This is a genomic window from Variovorax sp. GW821-FHT09D05 (genome assembly GCF_059416325.1).
The window spans coordinates 173550-190945 of the sequence record NZ_JBWKOZ010000007.1; the positions used below are offsets into that span (position 1 = coordinate 173550).

15 protein-coding genes are annotated in these 17396 nt (G+C 67.5%); 11 read left to right on the plus strand and 4 right to left on the minus strand.

Going from position 1 to position 17396, the window contains the following annotated elements; genetic code table 11:
* The first annotated feature begins 88 nt into the window (after positions 1-88).
* Together AC07O3_RS20215 and AC07O3_RS20220 are read left to right on the plus strand one after the other, a co-directional pair.
* Positions 89-781: a thioredoxin family protein gene (locus AC07O3_RS20215; RefSeq protein WP_176928854.1), complete on the plus strand. Its 693-nt coding sequence runs from the start codon at positions 89-91 to the stop codon at positions 779-781.
* A gap of 134 nt (positions 782-915) precedes the next feature.
* A complete protein-coding gene (locus AC07O3_RS20220; protein WP_093178278.1) occupies positions 916-2253 on the plus strand; it encodes an MFS transporter in 1338 nt (445 codons plus the stop codon).
* Between the two features lie 16 nt (positions 2254-2269).
* On the opposite strand, the gene AC07O3_RS20225 is transcribed toward AC07O3_RS20220, so the two are convergent.
* A complete protein-coding gene (locus tag AC07O3_RS20225) occupies positions 2270-2989 on the minus strand; it encodes an SDR family oxidoreductase (RefSeq protein ID WP_495340177.1) in 720 nt (239 codons plus the stop codon).
* A gap of 80 nt (positions 2990-3069) precedes the next feature.
* Here AC07O3_RS20225 and AC07O3_RS20230 point away from each other — a divergent pair, with 80 nt between their 5' ends.
* From AC07O3_RS20230 to priA, 3 genes are all read left to right on the plus strand, one after another.
* Positions 3070-4005: a LysR family transcriptional regulator gene (locus AC07O3_RS20230; RefSeq protein WP_495340178.1), complete on the plus strand. Its 936-nt coding sequence runs from the start codon at positions 3070-3072 to the stop codon at positions 4003-4005.
* A gap of 33 nt (positions 4006-4038) precedes the next feature.
* Positions 4039-5148, plus strand: coding sequence for a uroporphyrinogen decarboxylase (gene hemE, locus AC07O3_RS20235; RefSeq protein ID WP_495340179.1), 1110 nt, complete (start codon positions 4039-4041; stop codon positions 5146-5148).
* A gap of 453 nt (positions 5149-5601) precedes the next feature.
* Positions 5602-7701, plus strand: a complete 2100-nt coding sequence (priA, locus tag AC07O3_RS20240; RefSeq protein ID WP_495340297.1) for a replication restart helicase PriA — start codon at positions 5602-5604, stop codon at positions 7699-7701.
* A gap of 39 nt (positions 7702-7740) precedes the next feature.
* Here priA and AC07O3_RS20245 read toward each other — a convergent pair whose 3' ends face one another.
* A complete protein-coding gene (locus AC07O3_RS20245) occupies positions 7741-7950 on the minus strand; it encodes a hypothetical protein (protein WP_093057220.1) in 210 nt (69 codons plus the stop codon).
* A gap of 240 nt (positions 7951-8190) precedes the next feature.
* Here AC07O3_RS20245 and AC07O3_RS20250 point away from each other — a divergent pair, with 240 nt between their 5' ends.
* Entirely contained in the window at positions 8191-8868 is a 678-nt protein-coding gene (locus AC07O3_RS20250; protein WP_093057219.1) for a hypothetical protein, read from the plus strand.
* Here the strand turns inward: AC07O3_RS20250 and AC07O3_RS20255 are convergent.
* Positions 8857-9882, minus strand: a complete 1026-nt coding sequence (locus AC07O3_RS20255) for an AEC family transporter (RefSeq protein ID WP_354337291.1) — start codon at positions 9880-9882, stop codon at positions 8857-8859. The genes AC07O3_RS20250 and AC07O3_RS20255 overlap by 12 nt on opposite strands.
* A gap of 148 nt (positions 9883-10030) precedes the next feature.
* On the opposite strand from AC07O3_RS20255, the gene AC07O3_RS20260 reads away from it, so the two are divergent.
* From AC07O3_RS20260 to AC07O3_RS20280, 5 genes are all read left to right on the plus strand, one after another.
* Entirely contained in the window at positions 10031-12136 is a 2106-nt protein-coding gene (locus tag AC07O3_RS20260; RefSeq protein WP_093057218.1) for an ATP-dependent helicase, read from the plus strand.
* Entirely contained in the window at positions 12133-12594 is a 462-nt protein-coding gene (locus tag AC07O3_RS20265; RefSeq protein ID WP_093057217.1) for a hypothetical protein, read from the plus strand. The genes AC07O3_RS20260 and AC07O3_RS20265 overlap by 4 nt, the downstream gene beginning before the upstream one ends.
* Positions 12594-13769 carry a phospholipase A gene (locus AC07O3_RS20270; protein ID WP_093057216.1) on the plus strand — a complete coding sequence of 392 codons (1176 nt, stop codon included), beginning with the start codon at positions 12594-12596 and terminating at the stop codon, positions 13767-13769. The genes AC07O3_RS20265 and AC07O3_RS20270 overlap by 1 nt, the downstream gene beginning before the upstream one ends.
* A 25-nt stretch (positions 13770-13794) precedes the next feature.
* Positions 13795-14634: an NAD(+) synthase gene (gene nadE / locus AC07O3_RS20275; protein WP_495340180.1), complete on the plus strand. Its 840-nt coding sequence runs from the start codon at positions 13795-13797 to the stop codon at positions 14632-14634.
* An 87-nt stretch (positions 14635-14721) separates the two neighbouring features.
* Complete coding sequence (locus AC07O3_RS20280; protein WP_495340181.1) at positions 14722-16122, plus strand: coniferyl aldehyde dehydrogenase; 1401 nt, start codon at positions 14722-14724, stop codon at positions 16120-16122.
* Positions 16123-16139: 17 nt separating this feature from the next.
* On the opposite strand, the gene AC07O3_RS20285 is transcribed toward AC07O3_RS20280, so the two are convergent.
* A complete protein-coding gene (locus tag AC07O3_RS20285; protein WP_495340182.1) occupies positions 16140-17393 on the minus strand; it encodes a tetratricopeptide repeat protein in 1254 nt (417 codons plus the stop codon).
* Between the last annotated feature and the right edge of the window lie 3 nt (positions 17394-17396).

Here is a 17396-nt window from a genome sequence, read left to right on the forward strand (position 1 = left end):
CCGTGACATGGGTTGTCACATGCACTTGAAGAAACCGTTCTAAGCTGCACTCGTTGTTTGGAATTTTGTTTTGGAGTTCAAGCTGGCCATGTCTCTTTCGCCATCCACAGACTCGCGTTCCCGTCGTGCCGCGCGTCATGCCCGCGCCGCCCTGAGCCGTGCCTCCCGCCGTGCCGTAGTCGCCGCCGCCGTGGCGCTCGGCGCCACCTTCCTGATGGGCAGCAATGCCGCCGCCGCACCCGCCGTGGGCCAGCAGGCGCCCGATTTCGTTGCCGTAGACACCAGCGGCGCCAAGCACAAGCTTTCGGACTTCGCCGGCAAGTTCGTGGTGCTCGAATGGACCAACCCCGGCTGCCCCTTCGTGCGCAAGCACTACGGCAGCGGCAACATGCCCGCCACGCAGAAGGCCGCGACCGACAAGGGCGTGGTGTGGCTGGCCATCAACTCCACCGAGCGCGCCGCCACCGACTACCTGAAGCCCGACGCGCTCGACGCGTGGATGAGGTCGCAAAAGGCCGCACCCACCGCCGTGCTGATGGACGAAGACGGCCTGATCGGCCAGGTCTACGGCGCGCGCACCACGCCGCACATCTTCATCATCGACCCCAAGGGCACGCTGGTGTACGCGGGCGGCATCGACAGCATCGCCTCGGCGCGGGCGGACGACATCAAGACCGCGACCAACTACGTGAACCAGGCGCTGGGCGAGGCCTTCGGCGGCAAGCCGATATCGGCCGCCAGTACGCGGCCCTACGGCTGTTCGATCAAGTACAAAACCTGAAGTCCGTCCGCGCGACGCAACGTAACGCAATGCGCGCGTGACAGCTACCTGACCTGCGCAGTCAGGTAGCGGTCGGGGAGTCCGGCCTACCCTTGTGCGAGCACATCGCCAATACAGCCCAAGGGGACAAAAAGATGAATCCTGCGCCCAACGCTGCGCAATCGGGCACGGCCGCCCACGCCTCCACCGCCTCGTCCTCCAAGGTCGCCACCGTCCTGCGCGTGACGGGCGGCAACTTCATGGAGATGTTCGACTTCTTCCTGTTCGGCTTCTATGCCACGCAGATCTCGAAGGCGTTCTTCCCCGCGGGCAACGAATTCGCCTCGCTGATGCTGACCTTCATGACCTTCGGCGCGGGCTTCCTGATGCGGCCGCTGGGCGCGATCTTTCTCGGCGCGTACGTCGACCGCGTCGGCCGCCGCAAGGGCCTGATCGTCACGCTCGCACTGATGGCCGTGGGCACGCTGCTGATCGCCTGCGTGCCGGCCTACGCCACCATCGGCCTGGCCGCGCCGCTGCTGGTGCTGATCGGCCGGCTGCTGCAGGGCTTCTCGGCCGGCGTGGAGCTGGGCGGCGTGTCGGTGTACCTGTCGGAAATGGCGACGCCGGGCCACAAGGGCTTCTACGTGAGCTGGCAGTCGGCCAGCCAGCAGGTGGCCATCGTCGTCGCCGCCGCGCTCGGCTACTGGCTCAACGTGACCTTCACCTCGCAGGAGATCGGCGACTTCTACTGGCGCATTCCCTTCTTCGTGGGCTGCCTGATCGTGCCGGTGCTGTTCATCATCCGCCGCTCGCTGCAGGAAACCGAGGAGTTCATGGCGCGCAAGCACCGCCCCGACGCGCGCGAGATCTTCCAGTCGATGGTCGCCAACTGGGGCCTGGTGGTCGCCGGGATGATGCTGGTGTCGATGACCACGGTGTCGTTCTATCTGATCACCGTCTACACGCCCACCTTCGGCAAGGCCGTGCTGCACCTGAGCACAACCGACGCGCTGATCGTCACGCTGTGCGTGGCCATCTCCAACTTCATCTGGCTGCCGATCATGGGCTCGCTGTCGGACCGCGTGGGCCGCAAGCCGCTGCTGATTCTGTTCACGGTGCTGACCATCCTCACGGCGTACCCGTCGCTCAAGTGGCTGGTGGGCGCGCCGAGCTTCGCGCGCATGCTCGAAGTGGAGCTGTGGCTGTCGTTCCTCTACGCGAGCTACAACGGCGCGATGGTCGTGGCACTGACCGAAGTGATGCCGGTGAACGTGCGCACCGCCGGCTTCTCGCTGGCCTACAGCCTGGCGACGGCGCTGTTCGGCGGCTTCACGCCGGCAATTGCAACCGGGCTGATCGAGATGACCGGCGACAAGGGCGCGCCGGGCCTGTGGATGACGGCAGCCGCGATCTGCGGGCTGATCGCGACGCTGGTGCTCTACCGGCGCAACGTGAGTCCGGCGGACGCACGGCGCGTGCCGGCGGTCTGATCCGCCGTCTTCTTCTTCACACCAGCCGCAAGCCGCCGTCGCACTCGATCACCGTGCCCGTGGTGTAGCCGTTCTCGATCAGGAACTGGATGGCATGCGCCACGTCCTGCGGCTGCCCCACGCGGCCGACGGGAAGCGTCTCGACCTGCTGGCGGAACAGGTCGTCCTTCATCGCGGTTGGCACGCGGTTCCACCACGGCGTGTCGATGAGGCCGGGTGACACGGCATTCACCCGGCTCGGCTTCAGCTCGCGCGCCAGGCTGCCCACCATCGCTTCGATCGCGCCGTTGATCGCTGCCAGCCCGGCAGTGCCGGGCAGCGAATTGCGCGCGGAGATCGCCGTCACGAAGGTCAGGCTGCCGCCCTTGCGCAGCACCCGCGCACCGGCTTGCGCCGCTTCGAGCTGCGGCCAGAACTTGGCCTCGAAGCCGCGGCGCAGCGACTGAAGATCGAGTTGCGCGAACTCGCCCGCGCCCTCGCCGCCGCTGAGCGTGAGCACCAGGTGGTCGACGGGCCCGGTCTTCTCGAAGAAGGCATCGAGCGCGCCGCGGTCGCAGGCATCGAAGGCCGCGCCGCTCACGTTCGCGCCCAGTCCGCCGATCGCCTCTTGCAGCTTGCCGTTGTCGCGCCCGGTCGCGATCACCCGCGCACCGCTTGCCGCGAGCCGCCGCACGGTTTCGAGCCCCACGCCCGACGATCCGCCGACCACCACCACTGTCTGTTGTTCCAAAGCCATGTCGACTCCTTTGAATGCCTGATGAAGAAAGTGCCTTCAGGTTAGGGAGCAGCGCCCTATCATTCAAATCGTTTGAAACCATGGAATACATCAACGAAAGTGATTTCAGGCGGCTCGACCTGAACCTGCTGCTGGTGTTCCACGCGCTGCTGCACGAACGCAGCGTCACGCGTGCGGCGCAGCGCCTGTTCATCGGCCAGCCGGCCCTGAGCGGCGCACTCAAGCGCCTGCGCGCCGCGCTGGGCGACGAGCTGTTCGTGCGTACCTCGCACGGCATGACGCCGACGCCGCGCGCGCTCGAACTCGCGCGCGTCATCGAGCCGCTGCTGCTGTCGCTGCAGCAGGCGCTGCATGCACAGCCCGCATTCGACCCCGCCACGGCCAAGCGCGTGTTCCGCATCGGTTTGAGCGACGCGCTCGAGGTGGCGCTGATGCCGCAGCTCATGCAGCGACTTTCCGAACAGGCGCCGGGGGTGCGGCTCATCGCGCGCGCGGCCGACCGCACCAACGCGCCCGGCATGCTCGATGCGACCGAGATCGAGCTGGCGGTGGGCGTGTTCATCGAGTGCGCCGCATGGCACCGGCAACGCGCGCTGTTCGGCTGGCACTTCGTCTGCGTCTACAACGCCGCGCTCGTTAAGACACGCGGCAAGCGGATCACGCTCCAGGAATACCTGCACCACCCGCACCTGCTGACCTCGTTCAGCGCCGACCTGAGCGGCCTCGTCGACGATCTGCTGCGCGAGCAGGGGCATGCGCGCCAGGTCGTCTTCTCCAGCCGCAACTTCGCGACCAGCCCCTTCATCGTGCGGCAGATGCCCGCCATCACCACCGTGCCCACCTTCGCCGCCGCCACGTGGCGCGACGCGCTCGGGCTGGCCGTGAGCCCGCTGCCTTTCGAGACGCCCAGCTACGAGGTGTCGCTGCTGTGGGCGGCCGCACACGACGGCGACCCGGGCCTGAAATGGCTGGTGTCGCTGATGGCCGAGGTGTTCGGCGGCAAGCCCGTCAACTGAGAGGCCAGGACACACCCCTGCGACAATCACGGGATGCCTTTCGCCCCACTGCAAAACGACACTTTCCTGCGAGCCTGCTGGCGCCAGGCCACCGACCACACGCCCGTCTGGCTCATGCGCCAGGCCGGCCGCTACCTGCCGGAGTACGTTGCTACCCGCGCCAAGGCGGGCAGCTTCATGGGGCTGGCCACCAACACCGACTACGCCACCGAGGTCACGCTGCAGCCGCTGGAGCGCTATCCGCTCGACGCGGCCATCCTGTTTTCCGACATCCTGACGGTGCCCGACGCGATGGGCCTGGGCCTGTCGTTCGAGGCCGGCGAGGGCCCGCGCTTCGCGCGCCCGGTGCGCGACGAAGCGGCCGTGGCCGCGCTCGAAGTACCCGACATGGACAAGCTGCGCTACGTGTTCGATGCGGTAGCCTCGATCCGCAAGGCGCTGGACGGCCGCGTGCCGCTGATCGGCTTCTCGGGCAGCCCGTGGACGCTGGCCTGCTACATGGTGGAAGGCGCGGGCTCCAGCGACTACCGCCTCGTGAAGAGCATGCTCTACGGCCGCCCCGATCTCATGCATCGCCTGCTGGCCGTGAATGCCGACTCGGTAGCCACGTACCTCAATGCCCAGATCGACGCCGGCGCGCAGGCCGTGATGGTGTTCGACAGCTGGGGCGGCGTGCTGGCCGACGGCGCGTTCCAGGAATTCAGCCTCGCCTACACGGCCCGCGTGCTGGCCGGCCTCAAACGCACCGGCGCCGACGGCCAGCCCGTGCCGCGCATCGTGTTCACCAAGGGCGGTGGCCTGTGGCTCGACGCGATGCGCGAGCTCGACTGCGAAGTGCTGGGCGTCGACTGGACCGTGAACCTGGCCTCGGCGCGAAAGCAGATCGCCGAAGGCTCGGACGGCAAGGCCAAGGCCCTGCAGGGCAACATCGACCCCAACGTGCTGTTCGCGCCGCCCGCGCAGATCGAGGCCGAGGTGGCGAAAGTGCTGCAGGCCTTCGGCAAGCCGCACGCCGACCGCAACGCCCAGGGCCCGACGCACATCTTCAACCTGGGCCATGGCATCAGCCAGTTCACGCCGCCGGACCACGTGGCGGCGCTGGTGCAGGCGGTGCACGCCCAATCGCGCGCGCTGCGCAGTTAACACTGCAGTCTTCGGGAACGGGCCGGCGGGGCACCGAGGCGCCCCGTAAAGTTGGTACGAAGCCGTTTGTCAAGCGCAAAAACGGCATATCGGTCTGACTTATGCACAAAACCCGTGTTGCACTGCGCAAGATTTTCCGGGGGACCTCCCTCTTTGCTCCTAAAGAGATAGCGACGCTAAGTTATTGATTTATATAGGATTTGAACTTTGCTTTTTTTCCGGGCATTCCAGCCAGAGCCTTGATTTTCAAGGCCCCGCAGCGAATCGAGCCGGCTTGTCAACAAAGTTATCCACAGAAACTCTGGACGGCCTCCAAAGCTCTGAAAAATCAACGACTTAAGCGCTCTTGCTCAAAGTCTTCTTAACAAACCTTTCCAAGAAGGACCGCTCATCTCCACAGCCGGCCTCCCCTTAGACAGCGCTTCCCAGCCGACGAACGGTGCGCCACCGGCCCTGCCGTGGCGACTCGACATCGCGGTGCAGACGCCCGCGCATGCCGCGCTCGGCGACCTGCTGAGCTACGCCAGCGCCGAGCCGATGCCGCCCGGCACGCTGGTGCGCGTACCGCTGGGCAAGCGCGAAGTGCTGGGCGTGGTCTGGAACGAGCCGGTTTCGCTGGTGGGTGCCGAGCCCGACATGGCGCTGAAGCCTGTGGGCGCGGCGCTCGACGCGCTGGCCCCGCTGGGCGAGGCGTGGCGCGACCTCGTGGCCTTTGCAGCGCGCTACTACCAGCGCTCGATCGGCGAGATCGCGCTGGCCGCCCTGCCGCCGCAGCTGCGCGACCTTTCGACGACGCAGCTGGCGCGCCGGCTCAAGCGCAAGACGACGGCCGGGCCAGTGGCCGAAACAGCCGAGTCGGCGAACCTGATCGCGCTGAGCGCGGAGCAGACGGCCGCCCTGGCGCGCATCGAGGCCGAAGCAGGTACTTTTTTGCTGGTCGGCAGCACCGGCAGCGGCAAGACCGAGGTCTACCTGCGCTGCGTGGCCGACCTGCTCGCGCGCGACCCCGAGGCGCAGGCACTGGTGATGGTGCCCGAGATCAACCTCACGCCGCAGCTCGAAGCCCGCTTCAAGGCCCGCTTCGGCGAAGAAGCGGTGGTGTCGCTGCACAGCGGCATGACCAACCCGCAGCGGCTGGCGAGCTGGCTGGCGGCGCACAGCGGCGCGGCACGCATCGTGCTGGGCACGCGCATGGCGGTGTTCGCGTCGATCCCGGGGCTCAAGCTCATCGTGGTCGACGAAGAGCACGACCCGAGCTACAAGCAGCAGGAAGGCGCGCGCTATTCCGCACGCGACCTCGCCGTGTGGCGCGGCCAGCGCGAAAAGGCCAAGGTGATCCTGGGCTCGGCCACGCCCTCGCTCGAAAGCTGGCACCAGAGCCGGCCCGCCGAAGGCGAAGACCCGGGCGGGCGCTACGTGCGGCTGGCCATGCCATCGCGCATCGGCGCGGGCGAACTGCCGGCCGTGCGGCTGGTCGACATGAACCTGCAGCCGCCGAAGACGGTGATTTCGGGCGCGCTGCTCGACGCCATCGGCCAGCGCATCGCGCGCGGCGAGCAGAGCATGATCTTCTTGAACCGGCGCGGCTACGCACCGGTGCTGGCCTGCGGCGACTGCGGCTGGAAGAGCGAATGCCCGCACTGCAGCGCCTACCGCGTGTTCCACAAGATCGACCGCACGCTGCGCTGCCACCACTGCGGCTTTACCGAGCGCGTGCCGCGCGCCTGCCCGGCCTGCGGCAACCCCGACATCGCGCCCGTGGGCCGCGGCACCGAGCGGCTCGAAGAGCACCTGGCCGAGCTGTTCTCGGCCGTGAAGCACCCCGATGGCAGCGCGGTGCGCATCGCACGCATCGACGCCGACAGCACCAAGAAGCAGGGCGCGCTCGAATCGCAGCTCGCGGCCGTGCACGCGGGCGAGGTCGACGTGCTGGTCGGCACGCAGATGATCGCCAAGGGCCACGACTTTCGCCGCATCACGCTGGTGGCGGCGGTGAACCCCGACGGCGCGCTGTTCTCCAGTGACTTCCGCGCGCCCGAGCGGCTGTTCAGCCTGCTGATGCAGTCGGCCGGCCGCGCGGGCCGCGACGCCGCGTATCTCGCGGCGCAGGGCGCGAAGGCCGAAATGTGGATCCAGACGCATCATGCGCAGCACCCGCTGTTCATGGCGCTGCGCAAGCACGACTACGCCAGCTTCGCGCAGCAGCAGCTCGACGAGCGCCGCGCGGCCGGCATGCCGCCCTTCGCGTTCCAGGCGCTGCTGCGGGCCGACGCGCGAGAGCAGTCGGTGGCGCAGGGCTTCCTGAACATCGCAGCCGATCAGGCCGAGGCGATACCGGGCTCCGACCTCGTCACGCGCTACCCGGCGGTGCCGCTGGCGATCCAGCGCGTAGCCAATGTGGAGCGCGCACAGATGCTGATCGAAAGCCCCTCGCGCGCCGCGCTGCAGCGGCTGCTTGCGAGTTGGCAGCCGCTATTGCACGAGCTGCGGCGCACGCCGGAGGGCAAAGGCGTGATCCGCTGGCTCGTCGACGTCGATCCGCACAGCATCTGAGCCGATGGATCGGCGACTGGTCAACCTGAGACCGCGGTTTCAGTGGTAGCCAGTGGGCTCCTTGCCCATGTCCACATAACGCAGCTCGTTGTGCCTGCGCCGCGCGATGCTCACGGGCCAGGCGAACACCACGAGGCTCAGCGCGGCGAGCGCGAGCCCGGTGGCGGTACCGAACTTGCCGGCATGCCAGAACCAGCCGACGCCGGCGAGACATACCAACCACAGCAGGATGCGAAAAAGAATTGCCATTGCGCGCCCCTTCACACCTTTGACTTGCAAGCACTGTAGCAGCGCATCTGCAAACTCAAGCATTCATCTGAAGTCATAGCGATATCTATGTCTTACGGCCTGCCTCGGCCTACCCGAAAATTTGTGAAAAAAGAGTTGACGACATGCCTCGTCGCTGTTCAAGCTGTAACAGCGCGCGAACTCCTCGCGGGTTTCGCGTTCCAAACTGGCTCGCTCATCGAAGGCAAAGGGTAGGTCGCCGTGAAACCGCCGTCTTTCTCAGGTTGGGTTCTCTCGCTCGCGTCGTGCCTCGCCTGCGTTTTTGCCGCACCCGCCGCCTCGGCGGCCGAGCTCGATCTGCAGGGCAGCCGCCTGGTGGTGTCGGGCATGCTCGACGGCACCGCGATCAAGGAATTCACCGACCAGCTGGGCAGCGGAACAGTCCATACCGTGGTCTTCGAAGATTCGTTCGGCGGCACCGCCGAAGCAGCGGGTGCATATGCCGACGCCATCCGCGCGAGCGGCGTGCAGACCGAAATACGAGGCCAGTGCATGGCCGCCTGCGCCTATGCCTTCCTGGCCGGCAAGACGCACCGCTTCGGCTACGGCCTGCAGGTCAACGGCATCCTGCTGCCGGTCGCGTCGCGCCCCACGGCCGCCGAGTTGGCAATACGCTGGCGCGGCGAGGAGGCCCACAAGACGCTGGCCGACTTCACGCCCACCACCACCTCGGCAGCCAAGCCGGTGGAAGCCAGCGCCCCGCCCGTCGTCAAGGACAACTGGCAGCCCGACCACGGCGTGCTCTTCACCGCGAGCCCGACGCTCTTCGGCCGCATCTACAACACCTACTACTGCGACGGCACGCAGGGCCGCGACTTCTCGAAGTGCGAGCGCCTTGCCGATGCCGATCCGTACAAGCTCGGCGTCCTAACCCCGTAGCACGCTCACCGCGAGCGGAAAGCTGAAGAAGGCGATCGCCGTCGTCCACAGGATGATGCGCGCGATGCGTCCGTTGTCCGCACCGAAACGCTCGGCCAGCATCGACACATTGCTCGCGCTCGGCAGCGCCGCGACCAGCACGATCACCACCAGCGCCTCGTGCGACAGCGGCAACCCGAGCGCGATGGCGCCCAGCCCCAGGCCCCACACCAGCAGCGGATGCGCGAGCAGCTTCACCGCCACCACCGGCAGCACGTCGCTCCACGGTGCCTTGGTCGCGGGGCTGCGCGCCGTGGTGCCCATGGCCTCGGCCACCGCGGCGCTGGCGCCATGCTCGCGCGCCAGCAGCGCCGAACGGGCCAGCACAGCCCCGATGGTGAAGAGCGCCACCGGCGAGGCCGCATCGGCCAGCATGGCGATGGTGCGCTCGATGGGCCCGGGCAGCGGCCAGCGCGCAGCCGACAGCAGAACGCCCAGTAGGATCGACCACGGCATCGGGTTGACGACGATCCCGCGCAGCGCTTTGCGCGCCGCCAGCGTGGCGCCGTGCCGCCCCGCGCCGCCCGCGCCGTCGAGGCGCGACAGCGCAATGCACAGCGACGAAGTCACCACGAGATCGAACGCGATCGTGATGATCATCGGCCCCGCTGCCTGAGCCCCAAGAATGGCCACCAGCAGCGGCACGCCCATGAAGCCGGTGTTCGGAAACGCCGCCACCAGTGCGCCGAAGGCCGCGTCGTTCCAGCCGATGCGCGCATTGCGCGTGAACGTCACCACGCCCGCCACCACGGCCAGCGCGCTGATGCCCCAGACCAGTGCGACGCTGCCGTCCAGCAACTGGCCGATGGGCGTGCCCGCGCCGAAGCGCAGCAGCATGCACGGCAGCGCGAAATACAGCACGAAGGTGTTGAGGCCGGGAATCGCGTCCAGCGGCAGGATGCGGGCGCGGGCCGCGCCATAGCCGGCCGCGATTAACGCGAAGAAAGGGAAGGTAACAAGGAATACAGGCAGCACCGGACCATTGTCGTTGCCCACCAGCAGGCTGCATCGGCGTGTCTGGCCTACAACCCCGCGGGGGGCCGGCCCCGTATCATTGCCCGCTTTGCGCCTGCCGTTCCCCACGGCGTTCTTCACGGCCTTTTTCCGGTTCTCTTTTTCTCCAATGTCTCACGGTCTCAATCCCGCGCAGCTCGAAGCTGTCAACTACATGTACGGTCCCTGCCTGGTGCTTGCCGGTGCGGGCTCGGGCAAGACGCGGGTGATCACTCACAAGATCGGCCGCCTCATCCAGTCGGGCATCGCGCCCCAGCGCATCGCGGCCATCACCTTCACCAACAAGGCAGCCGCAGAAATGCGCGAGCGCGCAAAAGACCTGATCGGCAAGGACGCACGCAAGGTCGTTGTCTGCACCTTCCACGCGCTGGGCGTGCGCATGATGCGCGAGGACGGCGCCGTGCTCGGCCTGAAGAAGGCCTTCAGCATTCTCGACAGCGACGACGTCACCAAGATCCTGAAAGACGCCGGCGGCACCACCGACGCGGCCACCGCCCGCATCTGGCAGTGGACCATCAGCAAGTGGAAGAACATGGGCCTGAACGCCGCGCAGGCCGAGGCCCAGGCCGCGGACGACAACGAGCGCATCACCGCGAAGATCATGGGCCGCTACGAAGAGCGCCTCGCGGCCTACCAGAGCGTGGACTTCGACGACCTGATCGGCATGCCGCTGAAGCTGCTCTACGAATTTCCCGAGGTGCGCGCCAAGTGGCAGGCCGCGCTCGGCCACATCCTGGTGGACGAGTATCAAGACACCAACGCCACCCAGTACGAAGTGCTCAAGGCCCTGGCCGGCGAGCGCGGCCACTTCACCGCGGTGGGCGACGACGACCAGTCCATCTACGGCTGGCGCGGCGCCACGCTCGACAACCTGCGCAAGCTGCCGGTCGACTATCCCAAGCTCAAGGTCATCAAGCTGGAGCAGAACTACCGCTCCACCAGCGCCATCCTGCGCGCGGCCAACAACGTGATCGGCCCCAACCCGAAGCTGTTTCCGAAGACGCTGTTCTCCGAGCTCGGCGAAGGCGAGCCGGTGCGCATCGTCGATGCCGACAGCGAAGTGCACGAGGCCGAGCGCGCGGTGGCGCGCATCGTGAGCATTCGCGCAGGCGACGCCATCACGCAGGGCAAGCAGCACAAGGAGTTCCGCGACTTCGCCATCCTGTACCGCGCCAACCACCAGGCACGCGTGTTCGAGCAGGCGCTGCGCAAGGCGCAGATTCCGTACAAGGTCTCGGGCGGCCAGAGCTTCTTCGACCGCGCCGAAATCAAGGACCTGTGCGGCTGGTTCCGCCTGTGGGTCAACAACGACGACGACCCGGCATTCCTGCGCGCCATCACCACGCCCAAGCGCGGCATCGGCCACACCACGCTCGCGAGCCTGGGCACCTTCGCAAGCCAGTACAAGCTGAGCCTGTTCGAGGCGCTGTTCAGCCCCTCGCTGCCCAGCGTGATGCCCAAGCGCACGCTCGAGGGCATCCACGAGTTCGGCCGCTACATCAACGACCTGGAATACCGCGCGCGCCGCACCATGGGCGCGGAAGATTCGCGCACCTTCATGCTCGACTGGCTGAAGGAGATCGACTACGAGAAGCACCTCTACGACGGCGAGGACAGCGAAGCCGCCGCGGCCTCGCGCTGGACCAACGTGCTCGAGTTTGTCGACTGGATGTCGCAGCGCGCCGGCGGCACGCTGGACGACGCCTCGGGCGCCAACGACAACATCGAAACCGAACGCAAGAGCCTGCTCGAGGTGGCGCAGACCATCTCGCTGCTGTCGACCATCAGCGAGCGCGAGCAAGACCAGGACGTGGTCACGCTCTCGACGCTGCACGCCTCCAAGGGCCTCGAATGGCCGCACGTGATGCTGATCGGCGTGAGCGAGGGCCTGCTGCCCTTCAAGCTCGACGACGACAACGGCCGCCAGCAGAAGGTGAGCGAAGACACGCTGCAGCGGCTGCAGGAAGAGCGCCGCCTGATGTACGTGGGCATCACGCGCGCGCAACGCAGCCTGGCCGTGAGCTGGACCAAGAAGCGCAAGCAGGGCCGCGAAATGGTGCCCTGCATACCCAGCCGCTTCATCGCCGAGATGGGCCTCGACAAGGAAACCATCAAGGAAGACCCGCGCGAAAAACTCAAGGCTCTGCGCGCCGAGTTCGCGCGCAAGGCGCAGGACAGCGCGGCAAAGGCGGCGGCAGCCGCAGCGGCGCCATGAGAACGACCGCCACTGCCGCGCTGCTGGCCGGCGCCCTCCTCGCACTGTCGGGCTGCGCCTCCACCCGGGGCAGCGCCGACTGCCCCGCCGACGCGCGCGACCTGCCGGTGCAATCGCTCTACGGCCGCTGGGAAGCTCGCTTCGACAACCTGCCGGCCGTGGCCGCCGTGCAGCTCGGCAAGCACCCCGACTACGACGGCGTGCGCGGCACCATCACGCGCAACGGCGCCAACCCCGCGAAGGCTACGGTCGCGCAGCTCGCGGGCGATGTGGACGACGAAGGCGCGCTCTCCATCGACGAATCGCAGGACGGCCGCGCCATCAGCGGCGTGTGGTCGGGCAAGCTGCAGGCCGGCTCCTGCGGGCGCGAATTCAGGGGCACGTGGCGCAACGCCGCGGACGAAAGCACGCATCCCTTCGTGCTCAGCAAGACGGTTGCCCAGGAAGGAAAGCAATGATGACGACGACACGACGACAACCCCGTTTCAACCTCCGCGCGCTCGCGGCCGTGGCCGCCTGCCTCGGCGGCGGCGCCGCGGTGCACGCACAGGCCGTGGACAAGCCAGCGAGCCCGCTGGCCGACTCCCAGCTCACCTGGCAGCAGTGCGCCGCGCTCGGCGCCAACAACGAAGCGCGCCTGGCCTGCTTCGACCGCTGGGCGCAGCAGCAGACGCTGCCTTCGGTGTCGGTGCCCGTGGCGCCGCCCGTGCTGGCGACCACGCAGCCGCCGGTGGACTCATCGATCCCGGCCACACGCATCGTCTCGGTCGCCACCACCGAAGGCTGCCGCGACCGCCAGTACTCGGCGCTCTCGCGCTTCTGGGAACTGGAGAACGCCACCGACTGCGGCACCTTCGGCTTCCGAGGCTACCGCCCGCTCAACGTATCGGTCTCGGCTGCCACCAAGAAGCCCGAGACGCCGACCTCGCCCTCGGCCGGCCACACCGCCGACCCGGTGGCCTACCAGGCCAACGAGATGCGCATCGGCCTGTCGGTGCGCACCAAGCTCGCGCAAGGCATGCTCACGCAGGACGACCCGACCAAGAAAGACTCGCTGTGGTTCGCCTACAGCCAGCAGTCGACCTGGCAGCTGTTCAACGGCGCCATCTCGCGGCCCTTCCGCACCACCGACCACGAACCCGAGCTGATGTATGTCTACCCGACCGACTTCAAGCTGCCGGGCGGCTGGCGCTGGCGCTATTCGGGCCTGGGCATCGTGCACCAGTCGAACGGCCAGACCCTGCCGCTGTCGCGCAGCTGGAACCGCGTGTACCTGATGGGCGGCGCCGAACTCGACGACCGCTTCACCATCACCGGCCGCATCTGGAAGCGCATTTCCGAGAATGCCGCCAAGGACGACAACCCCGACATCGCCGACTACTACGGCCGCGCCGAAATCACCGGCCGCTGGAACCTCAACCGCGACAACCAGCTCGCAGTGACCGTGCGCAACAACCTGCGCGACAGCGGCCGCGGCTCGGTGCGCCTCGAATGGCTCAAGGCGATCGGCGACCCGACCAAGAGCAACCTGCGCTTCCACACGCAGCTGTTCTCGGGCTATGGCGACACGCTGGTGGACTACAACCGCAAGCGCACGGTGCTGAGCATTGGTCTCAGCCTCGTCGATTTCTGATTCACTTCACACGTCGTATCCCACAATGAGCGCAGACCTCACTCCCGTCGACGACACGCAGCGCGAGATCATCGCGGCGCTGCATGTCGCGCCCGTCTTCGATGCCGCCCACGAGCTGGAGCGCCGCACCGACTTTCTCGCCAGCTACCTGAAGCGCACCGGCCTGAAGACGCTGGTGCTGGGCATCAGCGGCGGCGTCGATTCGCTGACCGCCGGCTGCCTCGCGCAGCGCGCCGTCGAGCGGCTGCGCGCCACGGGCTACGACGCCACCTTCATCGCAATGCGCCTGCCCTACGGCGTGCAGAAGGACGAAGCCGAAGCGCAGGCTTCGCTCGCGGTGATGAAGCCCGACCGCACCATCACCGTCGACATCCGCCCCGCCGCCGACGGCATGCTCGCCGCGCTGAAGGCCGGCGACCTGACGTTCCGCGACGCGGCGCACGAAGACTTCGTGCTCGGCAACATCAAGGCACGCCAGCGCATGATTGCGCAGTTCGCGGTGGCCGGCGCGCACGACGGCATCGTCATCGGCACCGACCATGCGGCCGAGGCGCTGATGGGCTTCTTCACCAAATTCGGCGACGGCGCGGCCGACATCACGCCGCTAACCGGCCTCAACAAGCGCCGTGTGCGCGCGGTGGCACAGCTGCTGGGCGCGCCCGACGCGCTGGTCTACAAGGTGCCCACCGCCGACCTCGAATCGCTGGTGCCGGGCAAGCCCGACGAAGATGCCTTCGGCGTCACCTACGAGCAGATCGACGACTTCCTCGAAGGCAAGCCGGTGTCGGCCACGGCCCGCCAGATCATTCTTGCGACGCATCGCAAGAGCGCCCACAAGCGCGCGCTGCCCGTCGAGCCCTTCTGACGGCGGCGGCCGTGGAGTACGCGGCGGCAAGGTGCAGGATCGCTGGCCGGTGTATCAACAAGCGGGCTTAGGCCTTCGCAAAAAACCATGACACACAACGACATGCGACAGACCTTCGACACGATGCGTGCCGCGAGCCTGCGCGCACAGACGCCGCCGTGGAACGAGCGCGCCGACCGCCTGAAGCGCCTGCGTGCGCTGGTGAAAGACAACCGCCAGGAAATCGCCGCCGCCATCAGCGCCGACTTCCATCACCGGGCTGCGCAGGAAACCGAGCTTGCAGAAGTGTTCCCCAGCATCGAGGGCCTGCAACACGCGCTCGCGCACGGCAAGGCATGGATGCGCGTGCGCCGCCGCTCCACGGGCCTGTGGTTCAAGCCCGCGTCGTCGCGGATCATGCCGCAGCCGCTGGGCGTAGTGGGCATCGTGGTGCCGTGGAACTACCCGCTGTACCTGGCGGTGGGCCCGATGACCGCGGCGCTGGCGGCGGGCAACCGCCTGATGGTGAAGCAGTCGGAGTTCACGCCGCGCTTCGCCGAGCTGTTCGCCGCGCTGGTGCGAAAGCAGTTTGCCGAAGACGAGATCGCCATCGTCAACGGCGACGCAGAAACCGCGCGCGCCTTCTCCAGCCTGCCCTTCGACCATTTGCTGTTCACCGGCTCGACCGCTGTCGGCCACCACGTGATGCGCGCCGCGAGCGAGCACCTCACGCCGGTGACGCTGGAGCTGGGCGGCAAGTCGCCCGCGATCATCGGGCCCGATGCCAACTTCGACAAAGCCGTCGAACGCATCATCGTCGGCAAGACGCTCAACGCGGGCCAGACCTGCATCGCGCCCGACTACGTGCTGCTGCCCGAAGGCCAGCAGCAGCGCTTTGCGGACAGCGCCCGGCGCGTGTTCGCCTCGATGTACCCGGCGCTGGCCACCAACACCGACTACACGAGCATCGTGAGCCCGCGCCACTTCGCACGGCTGCAGGAGCTGTCGGCGCTGGCGCAGGAGCAGGGCGCCTCTGCCCTGCCCTTGTCCGACACGGCACCCGACCCTGCGACGCGCCGCTTTCCGCCGGTGCTGCTGACCGGCGTGAACGACGGCATGCGCGTGATGCAGGAGGAAATCTTCGGCCCGCTGCTGCCGGTGCTGACCTACAAGGGCATCGACGAAGCCATTGCGTACGTCAATGCACACCCTCGCCCGCTCGCGCTGTACCTGTTCGAGAAGAACAGCGCGACCATCGAGCGGGTGATGGAGAACACGGTGACCGGTGGCGTGTCGATCAACGAGACCCTGCTGCATGTCGCACAGGACAACCTGCCCTTCGGCGGCGTAGGCGCCAGCGGCATGGGCGCTTACCACGGCGAGCACGGCTTCGAGACCTTCTCGAAGATGAAGCCGATCTTTCACCAGTCGGCGCTGAACGGCCTGGGCCTGTTCAAGCCGCCCTACGGCAAGACCTTCGAACGGATGATGAAGCTGCTGGTGCGCTGAAGGATCAGCGCCCAGGGTCAGCGGGTCACGACCTTCCAGCGCCCCGCCGCGATCTCCGCGGCGTAGGGTGCAGGAATGCTCGCGCCGTAGCCGTTGTCGCGAACGACGGCGTCGTAGCTGCAGACGGCCTGCCCTGCGGCGTCGTACAGGGTCCATCGCACTTGCGTGCCATCGGGCGCTTCATGCACCACCTGCATCGAGGGCGCGCCGATGTTCGCGCCCACGTGGGCATAGCGCGCGTCGACGGTCATGGGCACATGGGGCGGAAAGGGCTGGTTGCCGGGCAGGTCGAACCATTCGTCATGCGCGAGCATGCTGCGCTCGGCGACCTTCCAGACGCGATGCCGCAGGAAGTGCTGGTCGGCATAGCGCGCTGAGAACGACCGGCTCTTCAGGTACGCGCGCATGTCGCCCGCGATGTCTGAGAAGACGCCCTGGCACGCGCCCCACATGCCGGCAAGTATCAATTCGGTGTGCGAGTGGTAGTCGCGCATGACGTGGAACCAGCGGTCCGACGCGCACCATGCACGCACGGCAGCCTGGTCGCGCGTGGACAGCAGCGAGTCGGCGTCGCGGAACTGCACGCGGTCGATATCGCGGTCGTCGAGCGCGAGAAAACGCCACATGGTGCCCGGCAGGTCTTCGCCGCCGACCGAACGCACGTCGACCACCGACGCGCCCGCATGCGCCAGTCGCTCGCACACTGCCTCCGGCACCGAGGCATCGACGTAGAAGCGACAGACCCATGCCGGGAAGAACTCGTGCGCAGCCCGCACATTGAGCAGCGCCATCTCGCAGTAGCGCGGATTGCTGCCGAACAGGCTGAACGCGATGACGTTGCGATGGCGGCTTCTTTCGTCGAAGCACCGTGGCGCGGGCGAATCGACCGTGGCAGCGGCTACTTCCGTTGCAGCCTCCTGCAGCTTGAGCCACAGCGACACCGAGCCGAACTCGCCCGCCTCGTCCCGCTTGCCCAACTGCCCCGCCGCTTCCGCCAGTCCGTCGTAGGTGTTCGCGGTCTTCAACTCGCTGGCGACGCGGCAGTAGAGGTGGTAGGCCTGTTGCGGCTGGTCGAGCCGCATCAGGCACAGCGCAACGTCGGCCAGCGGCTGCAGGCTGTGCGTGGCCTGCCAGGCCTGCATTGCGAACTTGTGCGCCTGCGCGTAGTCGCCCTGCGCGAAAGCGGCGCGGAATTGCTCGCCCAGCGCATTCAGCGCCTGCTGCGTAAGCGCAGGCCTGCGGCCCGGAATCACCGGTTGTCTTCTCTTCACACG

What these genes read in the sequence shown, in the direction of transcription:
- AC07O3_RS20225 (WP_495340177.1), bottom strand. Translation starts at nt 2,989, where the DNA reads ATGGCTTTGGAACAACAGACAGTGGTGGTGGTCGGCGGATCGTCGGGC.
- hemE (WP_495340179.1), top strand. Translation starts at nt 4,039, where the DNA reads ATGCCTTTCGCCCCACTGCAAAACGACACTTTCCTGCGAGCCTGCTGG.
- AC07O3_RS20260 (WP_093057218.1), top strand. Translation starts at nt 10,031, where the DNA reads ATGTCTCACGGTCTCAATCCCGCGCAGCTCGAAGCTGTCAACTACATG.
- AC07O3_RS20245 (WP_093057220.1), bottom strand. Translation starts at nt 7,950, where the DNA reads ATGGCAATTCTTTTTCGCATCCTGCTGTGGTTGGTATGTCTCGCCGGC.
- AC07O3_RS20270 (WP_093057216.1), top strand. Translation starts at nt 12,594, where the DNA reads ATGACGACGACACGACGACAACCCCGTTTCAACCTCCGCGCGCTCGCG.
- AC07O3_RS20220 (WP_093178278.1), top strand. Translation starts at nt 916, where the DNA reads ATGAATCCTGCGCCCAACGCTGCGCAATCGGGCACGGCCGCCCACGCC.
- AC07O3_RS20280 (WP_495340181.1), top strand. Translation starts at nt 14,722, where the DNA reads ATGACACACAACGACATGCGACAGACCTTCGACACGATGCGTGCCGCG.
- AC07O3_RS20215 (WP_176928854.1), top strand. Translation starts at nt 89, where the DNA reads ATGTCTCTTTCGCCATCCACAGACTCGCGTTCCCGTCGTGCCGCGCGT.
- AC07O3_RS20265 (WP_093057217.1), top strand. Translation starts at nt 12,133, where the DNA reads ATGAGAACGACCGCCACTGCCGCGCTGCTGGCCGGCGCCCTCCTCGCA.
- AC07O3_RS20230 (WP_495340178.1), top strand. Translation starts at nt 3,070, where the DNA reads ATGGAATACATCAACGAAAGTGATTTCAGGCGGCTCGACCTGAACCTG.
- nadE (WP_495340180.1), top strand. Translation starts at nt 13,795, where the DNA reads ATGAGCGCAGACCTCACTCCCGTCGACGACACGCAGCGCGAGATCATC.